Source organism: Rhizobium sp. RAF56, from assembly GCF_052113965.1.
Taxonomy (GTDB): Bacteria; Pseudomonadota; Alphaproteobacteria; order Rhizobiales; family Rhizobiaceae; genus Rhizobium.
Map to the genome: position 1 here is coordinate 41,205 of NZ_JBFRDU010000011.1, position 18,352 is coordinate 59,556.

General features: G+C 61.5%; 21 protein-coding genes and 1 tRNA gene. 10 read left to right on the plus strand and 12 right to left on the minus strand.

Annotated features, from left to right (window positions below; all coding sequences use genetic code 11):
* Positions 1-26: 26 nt before the first annotated feature.
* Both AB4048_RS11270 and AB4048_RS11275 read right to left on the minus strand, forming a co-directional pair.
* A complete protein-coding gene (locus tag AB4048_RS11270) occupies positions 27-539 on the minus strand; it encodes an A24 family peptidase (RefSeq protein ID WP_442202043.1) in 513 nt (170 codons plus the stop codon).
* A 138-nt stretch (positions 540-677) separates the two neighbouring features.
* Complete coding sequence (locus AB4048_RS11275) at positions 678-872, minus strand: Flp family type IVb pilin (RefSeq protein ID WP_442202044.1); 195 nt, start codon at positions 870-872, stop codon at positions 678-680.
* Positions 873-1,401: 529 nt separating this feature from the next.
* Here AB4048_RS11275 and AB4048_RS11280 point away from each other — a divergent pair.
* The 7 genes from AB4048_RS11280 (at position 1,402) to AB4048_RS11310 (ending at position 6,906) form a co-directional block, all read left to right on the plus strand.
* Complete coding sequence (locus AB4048_RS11280) at positions 1,402-1,815, plus strand: pilus assembly protein N-terminal domain-containing protein (RefSeq protein ID WP_442202045.1); 414 nt, start codon at positions 1,402-1,404, stop codon at positions 1,813-1,815.
* A gap of 94 nt (positions 1,816-1,909) precedes the next feature.
* Positions 1,910-2,548 carry a TadE/TadG family type IV pilus assembly protein gene (locus AB4048_RS11285; protein ID WP_442202046.1) on the plus strand — a complete coding sequence of 213 codons (639 nt, stop codon included), beginning with the start codon at positions 1,910-1,912 and terminating at the stop codon, positions 2,546-2,548.
* A 50-nt stretch (positions 2,549-2,598) separates the two neighbouring features.
* Entirely contained in the window at positions 2,599-3,165 is a 567-nt protein-coding gene (locus AB4048_RS11290; protein WP_442202159.1) for a TadE/TadG family type IV pilus assembly protein, read from the plus strand.
* A 127-nt stretch (positions 3,166-3,292) separates the two neighbouring features.
* A complete protein-coding gene (locus AB4048_RS11295; protein ID WP_442202047.1) occupies positions 3,293-4,513 on the plus strand; it encodes a phosphopentomutase in 1,221 nt (406 codons plus the stop codon).
* Entirely contained in the window at positions 4,510-5,478 is a 969-nt protein-coding gene (locus tag AB4048_RS11300; RefSeq protein WP_442202048.1) for an adenosine deaminase, read from the plus strand. The genes AB4048_RS11295 and AB4048_RS11300 overlap by 4 nt, the downstream gene beginning before the upstream one ends.
* A gap of 119 nt (positions 5,479-5,597) precedes the next feature.
* Positions 5,598-6,227: a uracil phosphoribosyltransferase gene (upp, locus tag AB4048_RS11305; protein ID WP_442202049.1), complete on the plus strand. Its 630-nt coding sequence runs from the start codon at positions 5,598-5,600 to the stop codon at positions 6,225-6,227.
* Positions 6,228-6,378: 151 nt separating this feature from the next.
* A complete protein-coding gene (locus AB4048_RS11310; protein WP_442202160.1) occupies positions 6,379-6,906 on the plus strand; it encodes a TIGR02281 family clan AA aspartic protease in 528 nt (175 codons plus the stop codon).
* Positions 6,907-6,922: 16 nt separating this feature from the next.
* On the opposite strand, the gene deoA is transcribed toward AB4048_RS11310, so the two are convergent.
* The 10 genes from deoA to AB4048_RS11360 form a co-directional block, all read right to left on the minus strand.
* Positions 6,923-8,230 (minus strand): thymidine phosphorylase, encoded by a 1,308-nt coding sequence (gene deoA, locus AB4048_RS11315; RefSeq protein WP_442202050.1) that lies wholly within the window; start codon positions 8,228-8,230, stop codon positions 6,923-6,925.
* Between the two features lie 3 nt (positions 8,231-8,233).
* Positions 8,234-9,007 carry a deoxyribose-phosphate aldolase gene (deoC, locus tag AB4048_RS11320; RefSeq protein WP_442202051.1) on the minus strand — a complete coding sequence of 258 codons (774 nt, stop codon included), beginning with the start codon at positions 9,005-9,007 and terminating at the stop codon, positions 8,234-8,236.
* Entirely contained in the window at positions 9,000-9,812 is an 813-nt protein-coding gene (locus AB4048_RS11325) for a purine-nucleoside phosphorylase (RefSeq protein ID WP_442202052.1), read from the minus strand. The genes deoC and AB4048_RS11325 overlap by 8 nt, the downstream gene beginning before the upstream one ends.
* Positions 9,809-10,201 carry a cytidine deaminase gene (locus tag AB4048_RS11330; RefSeq protein ID WP_442202053.1) on the minus strand — a complete coding sequence of 131 codons (393 nt, stop codon included), beginning with the start codon at positions 10,199-10,201 and terminating at the stop codon, positions 9,809-9,811. The genes AB4048_RS11325 and AB4048_RS11330 overlap by 4 nt, the downstream gene beginning before the upstream one ends.
* Positions 10,202-10,205: 4 nt before the next feature.
* On the minus strand, positions 10,206-11,177 hold the full coding sequence (locus AB4048_RS11335; protein ID WP_442202054.1) for an ABC transporter permease: 972 nt from the start codon (positions 11,175-11,177) through the stop codon (positions 10,206-10,208).
* 11 nt (positions 11,178-11,188) lie between these two features.
* Positions 11,189-12,292 (minus strand): ABC transporter permease, encoded by a 1,104-nt coding sequence (locus AB4048_RS11340; RefSeq protein WP_442202055.1) that lies wholly within the window; start codon positions 12,290-12,292, stop codon positions 11,189-11,191.
* A 7-nt stretch (positions 12,293-12,299) separates the two neighbouring features.
* Entirely contained in the window at positions 12,300-13,811 is a 1,512-nt protein-coding gene (locus AB4048_RS11345; RefSeq protein ID WP_442202056.1) for an ABC transporter ATP-binding protein, read from the minus strand.
* Between the two features lie 84 nt (positions 13,812-13,895).
* Positions 13,896-14,888, minus strand: coding sequence for a BMP family lipoprotein (locus tag AB4048_RS11350; RefSeq protein WP_442202057.1), 993 nt, complete (start codon positions 14,886-14,888; stop codon positions 13,896-13,898).
* A gap of 229 nt (positions 14,889-15,117) precedes the next feature.
* Complete coding sequence (msrA, locus tag AB4048_RS11355; protein WP_442202058.1) at positions 15,118-15,768, minus strand: peptide-methionine (S)-S-oxide reductase MsrA; 651 nt, start codon at positions 15,766-15,768, stop codon at positions 15,118-15,120.
* Positions 15,769-15,829: 61 nt separating this feature from the next.
* Complete coding sequence (locus AB4048_RS11360) at positions 15,830-16,147, minus strand: hypothetical protein (protein WP_442202059.1); 318 nt, start codon at positions 16,145-16,147, stop codon at positions 15,830-15,832.
* A gap of 234 nt (positions 16,148-16,381) precedes the next feature.
* On the opposite strand from AB4048_RS11360, the gene AB4048_RS11365 reads away from it, so the two are divergent.
* From AB4048_RS11365 to AB4048_RS11375, 3 genes are all read left to right on the plus strand, one after another.
* Positions 16,382-16,471: transfer RNA gene (locus AB4048_RS11365), tRNA-Ser, on the plus strand.
* Positions 16,472-17,006: 535 nt separating this feature from the next.
* A complete protein-coding gene (locus AB4048_RS11370; RefSeq protein ID WP_442202060.1) occupies positions 17,007-17,306 on the plus strand; it encodes an Sf3a2-prov protein in 300 nt (99 codons plus the stop codon).
* Positions 17,307-17,415: 109 nt separating this feature from the next.
* Positions 17,416-18,342 (plus strand): transglycosylase SLT domain-containing protein, encoded by a 927-nt coding sequence (locus tag AB4048_RS11375; protein WP_442202061.1) that lies wholly within the window; start codon positions 17,416-17,418, stop codon positions 18,340-18,342.
* Positions 18,343-18,352 lie beyond the last annotated feature (10 nt).

Sequence of the window (18,352 nt, forward strand, 5' to 3'; positions counted from 1 at the left end):
TCTGCCCGCCGGAGCGTTGCGCGGCCTCAATGAAGATTGGCAAGTGCCGCGATGAACAGCGGCGAGTACGGGAAGGCAAGAAAGCCTCCGATCGCGATCGCAATGCCATAAGGGATTTTCTTCGCGTGCAGGAGGGAATGGGGCACCGGCAGTCCCATCGCCATGATCGCCTGCGTGCGCCAGCGAAGAGCGAGAATCAAGACGGTTACGACGCCACCGATATATGCGACGTAGATAGCAAAGGTAAGCAGCGGCATGCCCAAACCGAACCAGAGCGCTGCGGCGCTCAGCAACTTCGCGTCCCCGCCCCCCATAACATTGGTGGCGAAAAGGGTGAAGCAGATGGCGAAGGCGATTGCCGCGCCGGCGATGTGCATACCGACGTCTGGCATGGTCAGGCCGGAAAACGGTGCGAGGAGGAAAAACGAACAGGCGAGGATCGCCGATACGCGATTGGGGATCGTCATTGTGAACAGATCAGAGAAGGCCGCAATCGCCAGGCACAGCGGAAAGATCAGAAATATCGCTGCATCGATCATCGTCTTCTCCAAACAGCTACACGTTCTCGGAGGTAGTGCGCAGACATCGGCGTTTGCGCTTCGCAAACTATCGCGCAGAGAAGGCCGCCCGCTGTTGCAAAGGCGACCTTCGAGAGGTTCCGTACAAGCCGACGGAATTTAGTTGTAGGACGAGCCGGTGGTGTTGGCGTCGGACATTTTCGTGGAAATGGCGTGGAACGTATCGTTCAGCGTGCTACCAAGGCTGGTGGCACCAGCGATCAGTGCTACGGAAATCAGGGCTGCGATCAGGCCATATTCGATGGCGGTCGCACCGGAGTCGTCTTTCAGGAAACGAGCGAAAAGCTTGGTCATGGGTTGCTCCTATCGAGGGTTTGTCAGCACGTCCGCCAACTGTTGCCGTTGTTCGGATGTCCCAACGCTATCGGAGCGCCGTTTCCAACGACTTAAAAAATAAAGTTAACAATTTAGCAGCGCTAATATGCGCAAAACTAAGATAACAATTCTTTGCGCCGTTACTTCTTATTTTATAAATTTCCCGGGAGTCGCTGAGACTAGGTGCTATAGTTCCTGTGGATAAACATCCGGCATGTTTCAAAAGAGCTACCCGCCCGGCCGCGGATGCCAAAATGAACGACACCAAGCGCTACAACCGCCCGGAATTCACACATGCCGCCTCTCAATTAACCTTCTGCTTACTGTTGGCTCTCATTTTTCGGTGAATATCTATTTACGATTGCCGCTAGCGCGCGGCTGCGAGGCCACGCAAATGCGGGATTTGTGCGGTGGCGCGAAGCTGCGCCAGACCTTGTTAAACGTTCATTCACTATTCTTTTTCATTGTAGGCGGAACCACTAGCCCTGATCGTTCATGAGGCCCGTCGATGTCCCCTCGCGGCAGAACCGCATCATACGTCCTTGCCGCCGTCGCCGCCCTCTTGCCGCAGCCGTCTGCCGCGCAGGACGAACTGCTGCGCGTCAACATGGACCACGCACGCATCCTGAAGCTCGATCGGCCGGTGAGCAAAGTGATCGTCGGCAACTCGAAAGTCGCCGATGCAACGGTGGCCGATCCGACGACGATCGTGCTGACGGGGCGCAGCTTCGGGACGACCAACATTGTTCTCCTCGACGCCAACGACAATGCCATCATCGATCGACGCATTCTCGTTTCGATCGACGAGGGCAACACGGTCCGTGTCTTCCGCCAGACGGAACGCTCGGTGCTGTCGTGCACACCGGCCTGCGAACAGCACGCCCAGCAGAACAACAACGCAGCTGCAAACGGCACCCCTTGACGCCAAACTCCATCAATTTGCCCTGATTTCTGAAACGGAATATCAATGAACCGGCGCTAAACTATCCGCATTGAGATAGGGGCGGATACCGGCAATGGCAGCGAACGAAGACGATCGTGACCTGACCGCGCGAGTGCGGCCATCTCGTTCGCGGTTCCGTCACATGCTGCGGTCCAAGGACGGAGCGACTGCCGTCGAATTCGCGCTGCTCGCAATCCCCTATTTCATCATCGTCTTTGCGATCATCGAGACCTTCGTCGCCTACACGGCGGAACAGCTGGTGACCAACGCGGTCGATACGCTGGGCCGGCAGCTGCGCACCGGGCAAATCACATATAATCTAGGCCTCTCCACCGACAAGAATGTAACGGATTTCCGCCAGGCGTTCTGCGATGAGATCGCGATCATGATCAAGTGCTCCGCAACCGAGGCGGCGACGCCAAGCAGCCTGTGGCTCGATGTCGAGAGCTATGCCTCGTTCGCCAACATGCCGACGACCATTCCGCGGGTCGATGCGAACGACCCGCATGCCGACCTCGCCACGACCGGCTTCAAGTATGCGCCCGGCGGATCCGGCAGCATCAACATGCTGCGCGCGTTCTACCGGTGGCAGGTCATAACCGACATCGTGCGCCCCTATGTCTCGACGATCAACCCGTCCGACGGGTCGCTGCCCAACACCTTCCTCATCGTCGCGACGGCGGCATTCAAAAACGAAAGCTACAATCCTTGAGCACGCGGGCCGACCGATCGAATAAAGAGGTTGCCGCAGGGAAACGGTGCCTGCTGACCTATCTTATCGATCTCGGCCGCCGTCTCGGCCGGGACAGGCAGGGTGTCGGTGCCATCGAATTCGCGATCATCGCCCCGGTTCTCTTGCTTCTCTACCTGGGCGCTTTGGAGTTCACGATCGGCCTTAGCGTCGCCAAGCGCGCCAGCCGCGCCGCGGGAACGATCTCCGACATCATCACGCAGGAAGACTCGACCTTGAAAAGCACGTTGAACACGATGCCCAACGTCGCCGCGAGCATTCTTGCTCCTTACGGCGTCGGCGGCCTCACTCTAAAGGTCAGCGGCATCAAGATCGACGCCAGCTCCAACGCGAAGATCCTCTGGTCCTGGTCGAAGGACGGCACGACCCCCTATGCAACGGGCGTCGCGGTCACCCTTCCCACCGACCTCAATCAGGCAAACTCGTTTCTCGTGCGCACCGAACTCAGCATCCCCTACCAGCTGTTCAGCTTCGGCCCCGATTTCCTGCCGAACGCGGACCTCAATCAGATTACCATTTCACGGCAATCCTTCTATCGCCAGCGCAAAGGCGATGATGTCAAGTGCTCGGACTGCTGACGCGCTACCGTTGCCAATGGAGCGTCCAGCAGAGAGGTTTGCCAAGCTGCCTTCGCCAATATAAGGGTAGGATCGAGCGACGCCGGTGCGCCGGCGCTCCGTTGTGACCGTTCGTACCGGGTGAAGCATGGCGCGCGCATTCCTCTTCGTTCTCGATTCTCTTGGTGTCGGCGGCAGCCCCGATGCCTCCGCCTACGGAGACACGGGCGCCGACACGCTCGGCCACATCGCCGAATTCTGCGCGGCGGGCGCGGCGGACCGCACGGGGCTGCGCTCCGGGCCGCTGATGCTGCCGAACCTCTCTGCGCTGGGGATTCTCGAGGTCGCGAAGGCCGCGAGTGGCGCCTATCCCGCCGGCATGCCGAAACCGGATCGGATCGTTGGCGTCCACGGCTGCGCCAATGAGGTTTCGCACGGCAAGGACACGCCGTCCGGACACTGGGAGATCGCCGGAACGCCGGTCATGTTCGATTGGGGCTATTTCGCCGCCGAAGGCGACGCTTTCCCGGAAAAACTGGTCGAGGCGATCTGCCGCGCTGGCGAGATCCCCGGCATTCTCGGCAACTGCCACGCGTCCGGAACGGACATCATCGCCCGGCATGGCGAGGAGCATATCCGCACCGGCAAGCCGATCTGCTACACCTCGTCGGATTCCGTCTTCCAAATCGCCGCTCATGAAATTCACTTTGGGCTCGACCGGCTGCTTGGCCTTTGCCGCACGGTCCGTGGCCTGCTCGACGCCTACAATATCGGACGCGTCATCGCCCGGCCCTTCATCGGCGAAACGCCGGCGACCTTCGAGCGCACCGGCAATCGCCGCGATCTCTCCGTGCTGCCGCCTGAACCGACCTTGCTCGACCGCCTCGTCAAAGAGGGGCGGTCGGTGCATGCGGTGGGCAAGATCGGCGATATCTTCGCTCATCAGGGCGTTTCCAGGGTCATCAAGGCGAACGGCAACATGGCGCTGATGGACGCGACGCTCACGGCGATGGACGAAGCGACGGACGGAGATCTCGTCTTCACCAACTTCGTCGATTTCGACATGGTCTACGGCCACCGCCGCGACGTTCCCGGCTATGCCGCAGCTCTCGAAGCCTTCGACGCGCGCCTGCCGGAGGTGGTTCAAAAGCTGAAAACGGGAGATCTGGTGATCCTCACCGCCGACCACGGCTGCGATCCGACTTGGCGAGGGACCGACCACACCCGCGAACGCGTGCCTATCCTGGCCTTCGGCCCCCATATCAGTGCCCGCGCCATTGGCATTCGCCCCACCTATGCCGATATCGGCGAAACCGTCGCCAAGCATCTCGGCATCGCGCCGGGCCTGCATGGAAGGAGCTTTTTGTGACGTCGCATTTGAAGAAGGTTGAATTGCACTGTCACCTGGAAGGTGCGGCCCCGCCTGCGCTGACGGCGGCGCAGGCAAGAAAATACGGGGTCGATACGACCGGCTTCATGCGCGACGGCATTTATCTCTGGAACGATTTTGCCGAGTTTCTCATCTGCTACGACAAGGTATCCGAGGTCTACCGCACCGAGGAGGACTACGCGCTCCTCACCGAGACCTATCTGGAAGAACTGGCCTGCATTGGCACGATCTATAGCGAGCTGATCGTTTCGCCGGACCACGGCGATCGCATCGGGCTCGGGGCCGACGCCTATATCGCCGGCGTCTCGGCCGGGATCCGGACGGCCGAGGAAAAAACTGGCATCGTCGCGCGGCTGATCGTCACCGGCGAACGCCATTTCGGACCGGACAGCGTTGTGAAGGCCGCCGAGTACGCCGCCAGGAGCGACAACCCGCTGATCACCGGCTTCAACCTTGCCGGCGAAGAGCGCATGGGCCATGTCGCGGACTATGCTCGCGCTTTCGACATCGCCCGCGAAGCGGGCCTCGGCCTCACCATACACGCCGGCGAAGTCTGCGGCGCCTTCAGCGTGCGCGACGCGGTCGAGATCGTGAAACCTTCGCGGATCGGCCATGGGGTTCGCGCCATCGAGGATGGCGATCTCGTACGGAAGCTTGCGGAACTCGGCACCGTCCTCGAAGTCTGCCCGGGCTCCAACATTGCGCTTGGTGTCTTCGCGGACTTTGCGTCCCACCCCTTGCCGACGCTGCGCGATGCCGGGGTGCGTGTTACGATCAGCTCCGACGATCCGCCCTTCTTCCACACGTCGTTGAAACGGGAATACGAGCTCGCTTCCGAGGCGTTCGGCTTCAGCGATCAGGAAATCAACGCGATTACCCGGACTGCGATCGAGGCGGCATTCGTCGATGAAGCGACGCGGGCACGGCTGCTCGCCAAGCTCTAGCTCAGATCCACCAGGCTGCGCCTGGGGATGACCGCGCGCCAATTCGGCGTTTCTCTTGCGGCAGGAACGATTTCCATGGGAGAACCATTCATAGGAAAATTTTGGGGAGGCTGACATCCATGGCCGACGTAACCGTCATCGATCACCCGCTTGTGCAGCACAAGCTCACCATCATGCGCCGCAAGGAGACCTCCACCGGCAGCTTCCGGCGTCTGCTTCGAGAGATTTCGACGTTGCTGTGCTACGAAGTCACACGCGATCTCGAATTGACGATGGAGACGATCGAGACCCCGATCCAGACCATGCAGTCGCCCATCCTCGAAGGCAAGAAGCTGGTTTTCGCTTCGATCCTGCGCGCCGGCAACGGCCTCCTCGAGGGCATGCTCGACCTCGTGCCCTCCGCGCGCGTGTCGCATATCGGCGTCTATCGCGACCACGAAACGCTGAAACCGGTCGAATATTACTTCAAGGCGCCGGAGGATATCTCCGAACGACTGATCATCGTCGTTGACCCTATGCTTGCGACAGGCAACTCCTCGATCGCGGCGATCGAGAAGCTGAAGGAGCGTGGCGCACGCAACATCCGTTTCCTCTGCCTGCTGGCGGCACCGGAAGGGGTGAAGAACTTCTGCGAGGCGCATCCCGACGTGCCCGTCTTCACGGCTTCGATCGACAGCCACCTAAACGACAAGGGCTATATCGTTCCGGGTCTCGGCGATGCCGGGGACCGCATGTACGGGACGAAGTAATCAACTGGAACTCACCGCGTTCTGCTCCACGCCCGGTCTATACCGGGCGTTTTCATGGGCATGTTAGCAAGTTGTCAGTAAAGGGCAGCTATGAATTGAACATAACGGCCGGGCATGACGCCCCAAGCCGAACAGGGAGGAACCCTTGTCGATGCTCGTCCGTAGCCTTGTCTTTGCCGGCATCACGGCCGCTCTTGCCACGCAAGTGCCGTCACTCTTCGAAAAAAGCTCGACACAAGCCTTGGTTTCACAGCCGCTTGCCGCAAATGTGACGCTGCCGCAAAACGAGCCGGTATCGATCGACTCCCACGGAAACGTGCAGCTGAAGGTCGACGCCCAAGGACACTATTCGGGCGACTTCCGCATCAACGGAAAGCCGATCCGAGGGCTGATCGACACCGGCGCCACCTATGTGGCCGTCAACGAATCGACGGCACGGCGCCTGGGCTTCGGTGCTGCCGACCTCGACTATCGCTATTCCGTCAGCACCGCCAATGGGGAAACGAAGGCCGCCTTCGTCAAAATCGGACGGATAGAGATCGGATCGATCAAGGTGCGCGACATCGACGCCATGGTCTTGAAGGACGAGGCCCTTTCGTCGACGCTGGTCGGCATGAGCTTCCTCAAGAAACTCCGCTCCTATGGCGTCGAAGACGGGGCGCTGCACCTCGTCGACTAACCTTCCTGGAATCGTTCTAAAGACGGGCGACGATCACGGCCGGTGGATCGGGCATTTCATCCGCGATGAGGTAGTGGGCCGAAAACTCGCTTGCCGCCTTCTCCGCACTTGGCCCATCCGACGCATGCACGATGGCTATCGCGTCGCCTTGCTGCACCGGCGTGCCCAGGGGCAAAATGCCGCTGAAGCCGACGCGATGGTCGATGCGATCGTCGGCGCGGCGGCGGCCGCCACCGAGATCGATGACGCCAACGCCGATCGCGCGCGCGTCACAGCCAGCGAGAACCCCGTCGCGTGCGGCCCGAACCGGCAGCTGGACTGGCGCACTTGAAAGATGTTTGTCCGGCTGATCCAGGAGGTCGGCCGGCCCGCCCAGACCGTGGACCATGCGCGCAAAGCGCTCCGCCGCCTCGCCCGAGGTGACGGCGCGGCGGGCCGTTGCCTCGCCATCGGCAAGCGACCCAGCGATCCCCGACCGGACAAGCATTTCGGCGGCAAAGGCCAGCACCACCGTCTCCAGCCGGGTTCCTGTCTTACGGCCGCCCAGGAAATCCAGGCAGTTGCGCAGTTCCACGACGTTTCCGGCCGCGTCAGCCAGCGGCTCGTTCATATCGGTGATCAGAGCCGAGGTGCTGACGCCCGCGCCGTTCGCCACGTCCACCAGCGAACGGGCGAGTGTCTCGGCCTCTTTTCGCGATGTCATGAAAGCGCCGTTCCCGACTTTAACGTCAAGCACCAGCGTTTCCAGGCCAGCCGCCAGTTTCTTCGAGAGGATCGACGCCGTGATCAGCGGCACGGAATCGACCGTCGCGGTGATGTCGCGGACGGCGTAGAGCCTGCGGTCGGCAGGTGCAAGCGATCCCGTCTGGCCGATAATGGCGCATCCCACCTCGTCGACGACTTTTCGGAAGCGCTGGGCGTCGGGGGTGATCGTGTAGCCGGGAATGGACTCCAGCTTGTCGAGCGTGCCGCCGGTATGCCCCAGGCCCCGGCCGGATATCATCGGCACCGCCAGCCCGCAGGCAGCGGCAATCGGTGCGAGCATCAGCGAGACATTGTCTCCGACGCCGCCGGTCGAATGTTTGTCGGCAACCGGGCGGCCGATGCCGGACCAGGTCAGCGTATCGCCCGATCGCGCCATGGCAAGCGTCAGCGCGACCGTCTCGGCCTTGTCCATGCCGCGAAACCAGACCGCCATGGCAAAGGCGCCGACCTGGCCCTCGGAGAGTGTGCCGCTGCTCAAGGCGCCGACGAACTCATTGATCTCCTCAGGCGAGAGCGCCTCGCCGTTTCGTTTCTTGCGGATGATCTCCTGGGGGAGCATGGCCTAGTATCCGGACGCGGCGCCCGACGACTGGCCGCCGCTCAGCACGACGAGAATGTCGTCGAGCAACCCCGAAGCACCGAAGCGAAAGGTCGAGGGCATCGCCCAATCCGGCGCCATGATCGTTTCGGCGAGCCGGAGGTAGAGCGATGCATCGGCGACGGAACCGATGCCTCCAGCCGCCTTGAACCCGACCTTCCCGCCGCTCTGGCGGATCGAGCGCAACATGATATCGGCCGCTTCCAGCGTCGCGTTGACGGCAACCTTGCCGGTAGACGTCTTGATGAAATCCGCGCCCGCCTCGATTGCCAATTCGGATGCGCGACCGATCAGGGCAACGTCCTTGAGTTCCCCCGTTTCGATGATGACCTTGAGAATAACCGGGGCCATGCATTCGGCGCGAACCGCCGTCACCATGACCGTTACCGCCCGCTCGTTGCCCGACATGAGCGCGCGGTAGGGGATGACGAGATCGATCTCATCGGCGCCATCCGCGATCGCCTCGCGCGTTTCGGCGGCCACGTCGGCGATCTCCATCTCGCCGGACGGGAAGTTCACTACGGTTGCGATCTTCACCGGATGGTCGGCGCCGAGGATGCCACGGGCCTGCGCCACGAAACGCGGCCAGATGCAGATGGCGGCCGAATTGCCGAACGGCGTTTGCGCGCGGGCGCAAAGCGCCGAAATCTGTGCCGGCGTGCAGTCATCCTTGAGGTTGGTGAGGTCGAGAAGAGACAGGGCGACTGCCGCCGTTTCGCGAAGGGAATGGCTATTCATCCTCATGTTCTCCGCCGGCAAGCATTTCCTTCAGTATCGCCGCCAGATGGGCGCCGCCGACAGGCGCCATTGTCTTGGTCTCGTCATGGCTCAGTTCAGAACCCGTCATGCCTGCCCCATAATTGGTGATGACAGATGCGGCTGCGACCTTGAGGCCAACGAGCCGGGCGAGAATGACCTCCGGAACGGTCGACATGCCGACCGCATCGGCGCCGAGAATGCGCGCCATACGGATTTCCGCCGGTGTCTCGAAACTTGGGCCTGAAAACCACATGTAGACGCCGTGATAGAGCGGGAGCCCAAGCTTTTCAGCCGCATGGCGCATCTTGAAAGACAAGGCAGCATCATAGGCATTGGTCATGCCGACGAAGCGTTTGTCGCTCTCCTCGCCGACCAGAGGGTTCATGCCGGAATAATTGATGTGATCGGTGATCTGCATGACGGAACCCGGCGCCATCTCCTCGAGGAGCGAGCCGGCGGAATTGGTCAAGATCAGGGTTTCGATGCCGAGCGCCGCCAAAGTTTCGATCGGCGCGCGCATCGCGTTGGCATCGCCCTTTTCGTAGTAGTGAACGCGGCCAGAGATCACGATGACCGGCACGCCGCCAAGCCGGCCGGCCACCAGTTCACCGGCATGGCCCGAGACGGAACTTGCCGGGAAGCCGGCTAACTCGGCAAACGGGATGCGCACCGCATCCTCGACTTCGCCGACGAGGGACCCGAGACCGGAACCGAGCACGATCGCACTGCGGGGCGAAAGGTCGCCGATCTTCTCGGCGATGAGGTCGAGGGCTTCGTTGCTCATCCTAAAATCTCTGTGTCAAAGCTGAAGGGCAGAAGTTCTTCCATGGTCATGGTCTTCTTCACCCCCGCCTCGTCGCAGAGGTAGATCCGGGTATTCTTATCGGCGAATTCGGAGATCTTTTGCCGGCAACCGCCGCAAGGCGGGCAAAGCGGCAGCTTCTCGGCGATAACCGCCATTTCAACGATCTTCCTGGCGCCGCCCATGATCATCTGGCTGATCGCGGTCGGCTCGGCGCACCAGCCTTGAGGAAAGGACAGGTTCTCGATGTTGGCGCCGGTATAGACCTTGCCGTCCTCGGCGCGGATGGCCGCGCCGACGGGGAACTTGGAATAGGGTGCATGGGCAAAGGCCATGGCGCCGCGCGCGGCTTCGAACAGATCGTGCGACATTCGGTCAACGCTCCTTGGTATAAGGCACCCCTCCCGCCTTCGGCGGATTGGCGACACCGATGAAACCCGCGAGCAGGATGCAGGTCAGTATATAGGGCAATGCCTGGAAAATCTGAACCGGCACCTCGCCCACGAATGGCACGGCCTTGCCCTGCATGAAGTTCGAGAAGGCGTCGAGGAAGCCGAACAGCAGGCAGGCGAACATCACCGGCACCGGCTTCCACTTGGCGAAGATCAGTGCGGCGAGCGCGATATAACCCTTGCCGGCGGACATGTTCTGGATGAAGGCCGCCGATTGGGCGATCGCAAGATAAGTGCCGGAAAAGCCGCAGAGAATACCGGCGCAGATGACCGCGCGGTAGCGCAGCCAGGTCACCGAGATGCCGGCGGTGTCGACCGCCCCCGGATTTTCGCCGACGGCGCGCAACCTAAGCCCGAAGCGGGTGCGGTAGAGGATCCACCAAGATATCGGCACGGCGGCGAAGGCGAGATAGGTAAGCATGTTGTTGCCGGAAATGACATCCGCACAGAGCGGCCCGATGATCGGCACGCTCCTTATTGCGTCGGCGCCCGGGAGCACGATCGGCGAAAAGCGCGCCGTTGCCTCCAGCTGCGGGGTGCGCCCGCCCTGGCCGAACCATGCCTGGCCGAGAACGATGGTGATGCCGGCGACGAAGAAGTTGATGGCCACGCCCGAAACGATCTGATTGCCGCGATTGGTGATCGACGTAAAGCCGTGCAGCACGCCGAAGGCGACCGAAATGGCGACACCGGCAGCAAGGCCGAGCCACGCCGAGCCGGTCAGATAGGCGACGCACGCCGACGCGAAGGCGGAGGCCAGCATCTTGCCTTCCAGACCGATGTCGAAGATGCCCGCCCGTTCGGAGAAAAGCCCTGCGAGCGCCGTAAAGATCAATGGGATCGAAAGGCGGATCGTGGAGCTGAGGATACTGATGAGAATGTCAAAATAATCCATGTCCGCAGCCCTCACGCCCTGGCGAATGTCTGGTAGATCCGCACGAAGGCGGGGCGGAACATATATTCGAGTGCGCCGGCAAAGAGGATCACCAGGCCCTGGATGACAACGATCATGTCGCGCGTGATGTTCGGCATGTCGAAGGACAGTTCCGCGCCCCCCTGGTAGAGGATGCCGAAGAGGATGGCGGCAAGGATGATGCCGACCGGATGGTTTCGCCCCATCAGCGATACGGCGATACCGACGAAGCCGGCGCCCCCTACGAACTCCACCTGCAGGCGAGCGGACGCTCCCATCACCGGATTGAGCGCCATCATTCCGGCAAGCCCGCCCGACAGGAGCATCGCGATGATCACCGTGCGGGCATAGGGAATGCCGGCATAGACGGCAGCCGTCGGACTGACGCCGAGCGTGCGCATTTCGTAACCGAGCTTGGTACGCCAGATGAGCACCCACACCAGGAAGGCCATGACGAGCGCGATCAGGAACGACACGTTGAAAGGCGCAGGCCCGAGATCAAGACCGAACAGCCCCAGCAGCCAGTCGAGCTTGGGCAATTGCCCGCCCTCCAGGAAGGTGCGGGTTTCCGGCGCCATCTTGCCCGGCACGATGAGCACGTGGACGAGGAGATACACCATCAGCGCCGAGGCGATGAAGTTGAACATGATGGTGGTGATGACCACGTGGCTGCCGCGCTTGGCTTGCAGCCATGCGGGGATGAAGGCCCAGGCCGCGCCGAAGAGGGCAGCACCGCCGACGGCAAATGGCATCGTCACGTACCACGGCACGTAGTTGTCAAGCGCCAGCGCCACGAGCGCGGCACCTAGCCCGCCGACATAGGCCTGGCCTTCCGAGCCGATATTGAACAGGCCGGCGTGAATAGCGACCGCGACCGAAAGCCCGGTGAAAATGAAACTCGTGGCATAGAACAGCGTGAAGCCGATCCCTTCGCCCGAGCCAAGCGCGCCCTGCACGAGCAGCACCAGCGCATCGGTCGGGCTCTCGCCGATCAGCCAGACGACAAATCCGGAAATCACGAAAGCGAGAACGAGATTGAGAAGCGGGATCACGCCGTAGGCGATCCAATTCGGCAGCGGAACGGAAGCAGTGCTCATCCAGGCCTCACGCGGCAATGCCGGCCATCATCAGGCCGAGGGTCTGTTCACCGGCGTCAGCCGTTTTCTCGCCGACGACGTGGCCGGCGAACATGACGAGGATACGGTCCGAGAGCGCGCGGATCTCGTCGAGTTCCACCGAGACCAGGAGAATGGCCTTGCCGGCATCACGCATCTCGATGATGCGGCGGTGGATAAACTCGATCGCCCCGATGTCGACGCCTCGGGTCGGCTGACCGATCAAAAGCATTTTCGGGTCGCGCTCGATCTCCCGCGCCACCACGATTTTCTGCTGGTTGCCGCCGGAGAAATTCGCTGTCCTCAACCGCGCATTTGGCGGGCGGATGTCGTATTTCTCGATCTTCTCGACGGCGTCCTTGCGGATCGCCTCAAGGTCGAGCAAGCCGCGCCGGCTGTACTGCGGATCGCGGTGATATCCAAGCACCGAGTTCTCGTATTCCTCGAAGCTCAAGACGAGGCCCATATGATGGCGATCCTCCGGGATATGCGCGAGCCCGAGTTCCCTAAGGCGTGCCGGGTCTACCTTGTCGATCGGTTTGCCGTTGAGGAAGATCTCGCCCGAAGTCGGCTTGCGGATACCGGCGATCGCCTCCAGCAACTCCGACTGGCCGTTGCCGGCAACCCCTGCGATGCCGACGATCTCGCCCGCTCTGACATCGAAAGAGACGTCGTCGACCATCGTGACGCCGCGGCTGTCCCTGACGGTCAGGTTGCGCACGGAAAGCACGGTTTCAGCGGGCTTCGCCTCACCCTTTTCGACGCGCAGCAGGACGCGGCGTCCGACCATCAACTCGGCCAGTTCGCCGACCGTCGTTTCCGAGGTCTTGCGGGTCGCGACCATCTCTCCGCGACGCATCACCGAAACCGTGTCGGTGATCGCCATGATCTCGCGCAGTTTGTGGGTAATCAGCACCACCGTCTTGCCCTGGTCGCGCAGCACGCCAAGGATCCGGAAGAGATGGTCCGCCTCGGCCGGCGTCAAGACGCCGGTCGGCTCGTCGAGAATGAGGATTTCCGCACCGCGGAAGAGAGCCTTCAGGATCTCGACGCGCTGCTGCAGCCCGACGGGCAGTTCCTCGATCAGCGCATCCGGATCGACGTCGAGACCGTAGTCGGTTTCGAGCCGCTTCAGTTCGGCGCGCGCGGCCGTGACACCCTTGGCGAGCAACGCGCCGCCTTCGGCGCCGAGCATGACATTCTCAAGGACGGTGAAATTATCGACGAGCATGAAGTGCTGGTGCACCATACCGATGCCAGAGGCGATCGCCGTCTGGCTGTCGCGGATGGTAATCGGTTGGCCGTTGACGCGAATTTCCCCGGAATCGGCGTGATAGAATCCGTAGATGATCGACATCAGCGTGGATTTCCCAGCGCCGTTTTCGCCGATGATGCCGTGGATCGATCCTTTGGCAACGCTCAGATTGATGTTCTTATTGGCGTGGACGGCACCGAATTTCTTGTCGATGCCCACGAGTTCGATGGCAGGCGATTGGCTCACGATGGGGCTCCAGACAACTGGACTCTGGATACGAAAAGGGCGTCTGGCGGCTTTGACCGCCCTACGCCCTTCGCGATCTCATGGTTATTGCGGGCAGGAATTGTCCGCCATGTAGTCGTGGACCTTGATGCTGCCGTCGATGATGCCAGCCTCGGCCTTCTTCAAGGCCTCTGTCATCTCGGCCGTGATCAGCGGCTTGTTGTTGTCGTCCATGGCCGGGGCGACGCCCTGTTCCTTGACGCCGAGAGCCTGGGTGCCGGCAGTGAACTTGCCAGCCTTGGTGTCGGTGAAGGCATTGTAGACGGCGAGATCGACGCGCTTGACCATCGAGGTCAGCACCGAGCCCGGATGCAGATGGTTCTGGTTCGAGTCGACGCCGATCGAAAGCTTCTTGTTGTCGGCAGCCGTCTGCAGCACACCGAGACCGGTCGCGCCCGCAGCCGCGTACACGACGTCGGCGCCCTGGTCGATCTGGTTCTTGGCGAGCTCGCCGCCGCGAACGGGGTCGTTCCATGCGGCACCCGTCGTGCCGGTCATGTTCTGGAACACCTGCATTTTCGGATTGACGGAACGAGCGCCCTGCTCGTAGCCACACTCAAACCTGCGGATCAGCGGAATGTCCATGCCTCCGACAAAGCCGACCTTGCCGCTCTTGGAGGCCATCGCGGCGAGAACGCCGACGAGGTAGGAGCCTTCATGTTCCTTGTAGACGACCGAACGGACGTTCGGCTTGTCGACGACGGAATCGATGAGAATGAACTCAGTCTTCGGATATTCGGCGGCAACCTTCTCGACGGCCGACGTCCAGGCGAAAGAGACGGCAACAACGGGATTGTAGCCCTTGCTGGCGAAATTGCGGATCGCCTGCTCGCCCTGCGTATCGCCTGTCGGTTCGAAGTCGCGATAGGCTACGCCGGTTTCCTTCTTGAACTTCTCGGCGCCGTTGTAGGCGGCCTCGTTGAAGGACTTGTCGAACTTGCCGCCCGTTCCGTAGACGATCGCCGGCTTGATGTCGGCAGCAAGCGCTGTCGTCGACATGGCAGCCATGGCGAGAAGAGAAAGAAGGGATTTTTTCATGATGCAGCCCTGTTGTTTGCTATCTTTGTTGGGTCCTCCCACACGCCCTGTCAGGCATGTCTGCGGAGCCACCCGGCCTCCCCTGAGACCCGGCTGGCGCGCATCCTTGCATGGCTGCATGAAAAATTCACGAGAAATTTTGCAGTTGGTAAACTTTTGGAACGCCTGCCAAAAACCTGTCCGAAAGGGCTGATTTTTGGTCAGGCGTCAAAGTCAATCCGGCGCTTTGCTAGCCAATCGGGCAGCTCACGCCAGTGCCGCGCAGGCCGCAGTAGCCGTTCGGATTCTTGGCCAAATATTGCTGGTGATAATCCTCGGCATAGTAGAAGTCGCCGACAGGCGCGATCTCCGTGGTGATGTGGGCGCCCCGGCCGGCCGCCGAGAGAGCTGTCTGGAACGTGTCGCGCACGCGCTCGGCCACGGCGAACTGTTCGGGCGTCGTCGTGTAGATGGCGGAGCGGTAGGTCGTGCCGATATCGTTACCCTGGCGCATGCCCTGGGTCGGGTCATGCTCTTCGAAGAAGGTCTTCAGCAAGCCTTCAAGGGAGACCTGTTTCGGGTCGTATACCAGCTTCACGACTTCCGTGTGCCCGGTGAGCCCCGTCGTGGTTTCATGGTACGTCGGGTTCTTGGTATAGCCGCCCGAATAGCCAGCGGCCGTCACCCAAACGCCGGGAATGCTCCAAAGTAGCCGTTCCGCACCCCAGAAGCAGCCCATGCCGAGATAGACGACTTCCGTACCGGCGGGATAAGGGCCTTTAAGCGGGCGGCCGCTGACGAAGTGCTCGGCGGCGGTCGCAACGGCGGCGTCGCGGCCCGGCAGCGCCGTGTCAGACTTCGGCATCGTGGTCTTCTTCGTGAAAATGTCGGTGATATGCATTGGCTGCCTCCTGGCAACAGCCGGTCTTCTTGCCGGCGATGCGGTTTGCGATTGTCCGATCCTAAACTGCAAAACGTCCCGCCGCCGGCTGCCGCTTGTAGGCGACCACCCACAAAAGCAGCGATAGCGCCAGAAAGACGGCAAAAGCCGGCTGATAGAGTACCCATTGCAGCACGTCGTCATAGACGCGGGGATGGAGATAGTAGGAGATGGTCGACTGAAGGAACGCGAGCGTCGAGGGGCTGATATCGTTCCAGGCGTCGCCCATCGGCGTCATCACCACGACCGAGGCGGCGACTGACTGAATAGAGTCGATCGTTCCGGCGATCACCGCCACAACGAGCGCGACGAGACTTCCAAAACGCAACAAGGAACGCATCGACCACTCCTGAATACAGGTCCCCAGCCGTATGCGACGGCCCCAGTCTTACCCATTCTCATCCGTCACTATAAATAGGTGCGGCCCCGTCGCCTCGCAATGGCGCGGAGAGGCGTAGTTTTATCGCAATGAGTCAAAAAACTGTTAGATTGAGGTTGATCCAAAAAAATTCCTCGGTATATATCGCGGCCGTTCCGACGCTTTGCATCCTCAGCGATGGCAGAGCAAAAAGATGGACAGGTGGCCGAGTGGTTTAAGGCGCACGCCTGGAACGCGTGTGTACGTGAAAGCGTACCGAGGGTTCGAATCCCTCTCTGTCCGCCATATCAATCAATAAAATATACGACCTGACGAGCGGACCATCCTCCTGGATCCTCCGTGCCTTTTCCTAGGGGCTGTGCGCAAGAAAAAGCCACCGATACGATTTTCATCTACGCCGCATCGGTGGCTTTCGTCCCCAGTATCCCCGCACATGAAGCTACATTGGACTGCATCTCCGTAAAATACCTCGGAAGGCGTAGGTTGATCGATTCGCCCGTGCTGTGGCGCCGAAGCAACGGCCCCTTGACTTAGCCAACAAAATATGGGAACAAAAAGAGAACATGGAAGACGGAGATGTTTAATGAGCAGGAGCGACGAAGTGATCGAGCGAGCCATGGCTTTCGTGGCGGCATCGCGGGCGTTGCGGCAGCGTGAATTGGAGCGGCGCGCGGCCCGCAAACAGCCACTTGCGATTGCCTTGCCTCTCGCCGCGCGCAAGGTGAACATTTCTAACGCGGGGCAAGCGTCTCAGCGCCGGTAATTTCTGGGGCGGAACCAGCACGATGGGTGGCACGTTTCTTCCCGAAGGAGCGCCATCATGTCCAAGCATTTCGCAGATCCGATACCGACGCCGCAGTCCGGCCTTCCGAATCCGCTTCAGGCCGAGCCTCCGGCAACGCCAAACCTCAAGGCCAATGCCAAGCCGAAGCGCCCCGCGCCAGAAAAGGATGGGTCGCCCGGCAGCCAGAAAAGCGAATATGAACGCGGCGCGGAGGCCGGCAAGGGCAAGGAGCCTGGCGAGCCGCCGGAAACCAGCGAGGCGCGGCCGAGCAAGAGCTTCGAGCACGGCTATCTGGATGCTCAGAAGGTCCGCAGCGACCGCAAGCCGCCCAGCTAAGCCAGTTCTAGGCGTCGAGCGCGAAGCGGTAAACGATACCGGAGTTTTCGACGGGCAGCGGCAATGGTATCAATGAGGACCATGCACGGGTTGAGCGGGTCTTACGCCAATGAAGCTGAGAGGGCAGCGGATTAGCCGCAAGGGGTGGACTGCCGCGATCCTGCTCGGCGCTGCTTCGATCGCGCATCCGGCGCAGGCTCAATCCGAATGGAGTGCCGCGCCGGTATGTCTCTATTCCGCCACGCCTCCTGGCGCGACGCTATGCATCCACAAAGACAGTTTCAGCCGCGACCTCTGCCAGGCGATCGGCTATTTCGCCAGTGCCAACGACCTCCCTCCCGATTTCTTTGCGCGCCTCCTGTGGCGCGAAAGCTCCTTTCGTCCTGAAGCCATAAGTCCGAAGGGTGCGCGCGGGATCGCCCAGTTCATGCCGGGAACCGCCAGATTGCGCGGCCTCGACGACAGCCACGACGCGCTGAAGGCTATGGGGAAGGCCGCCGAGTATCTTGACGTACTGCGCGATCGTTTCGGCAATCTCGGCCTGGCGGCCGCCGCCTACAATGCCGGCGAGAACGGGCTCTCCTCCTATCTCGTCTCCGGCGGCCTGCCTGCGGAGACGCGCGGCTATGTGCTTGCCATCACCGGCCATACGGTTGAGGAGTGGCGGGACGAACCGCCGGATGCGGCCGCGCCGGCACTCGACCCCGAAAAGCCGTTCCTGGACAGCTGCATTGCTCTGGCAGACCGAGGCCCCAAGCCCTCGCCCGAACGCGAAGGCGTCTGGGCGCCGTGGGGGGCGCAACTGGCGGCGCATTTCAAGAGCACGGTTGCCCGCAACCTCTTCCTCAAGGTCGCCAGCAGGCTACCGCCACCGCTCAATGCCGAAGAGCCGCTGATCCTGCGCGACCGCAATCCCGATTTCGGTTTCCGCCCACGCTATGCCGCCCGCATCGCCCGCCAGAGCCGGGAGGAAGCGAACGCCGTCTGCCTCGCGGTCCACAAAGCGGGCGGGACCTGCCTTGTTTTCAAAAATTGAATGTCGAGAT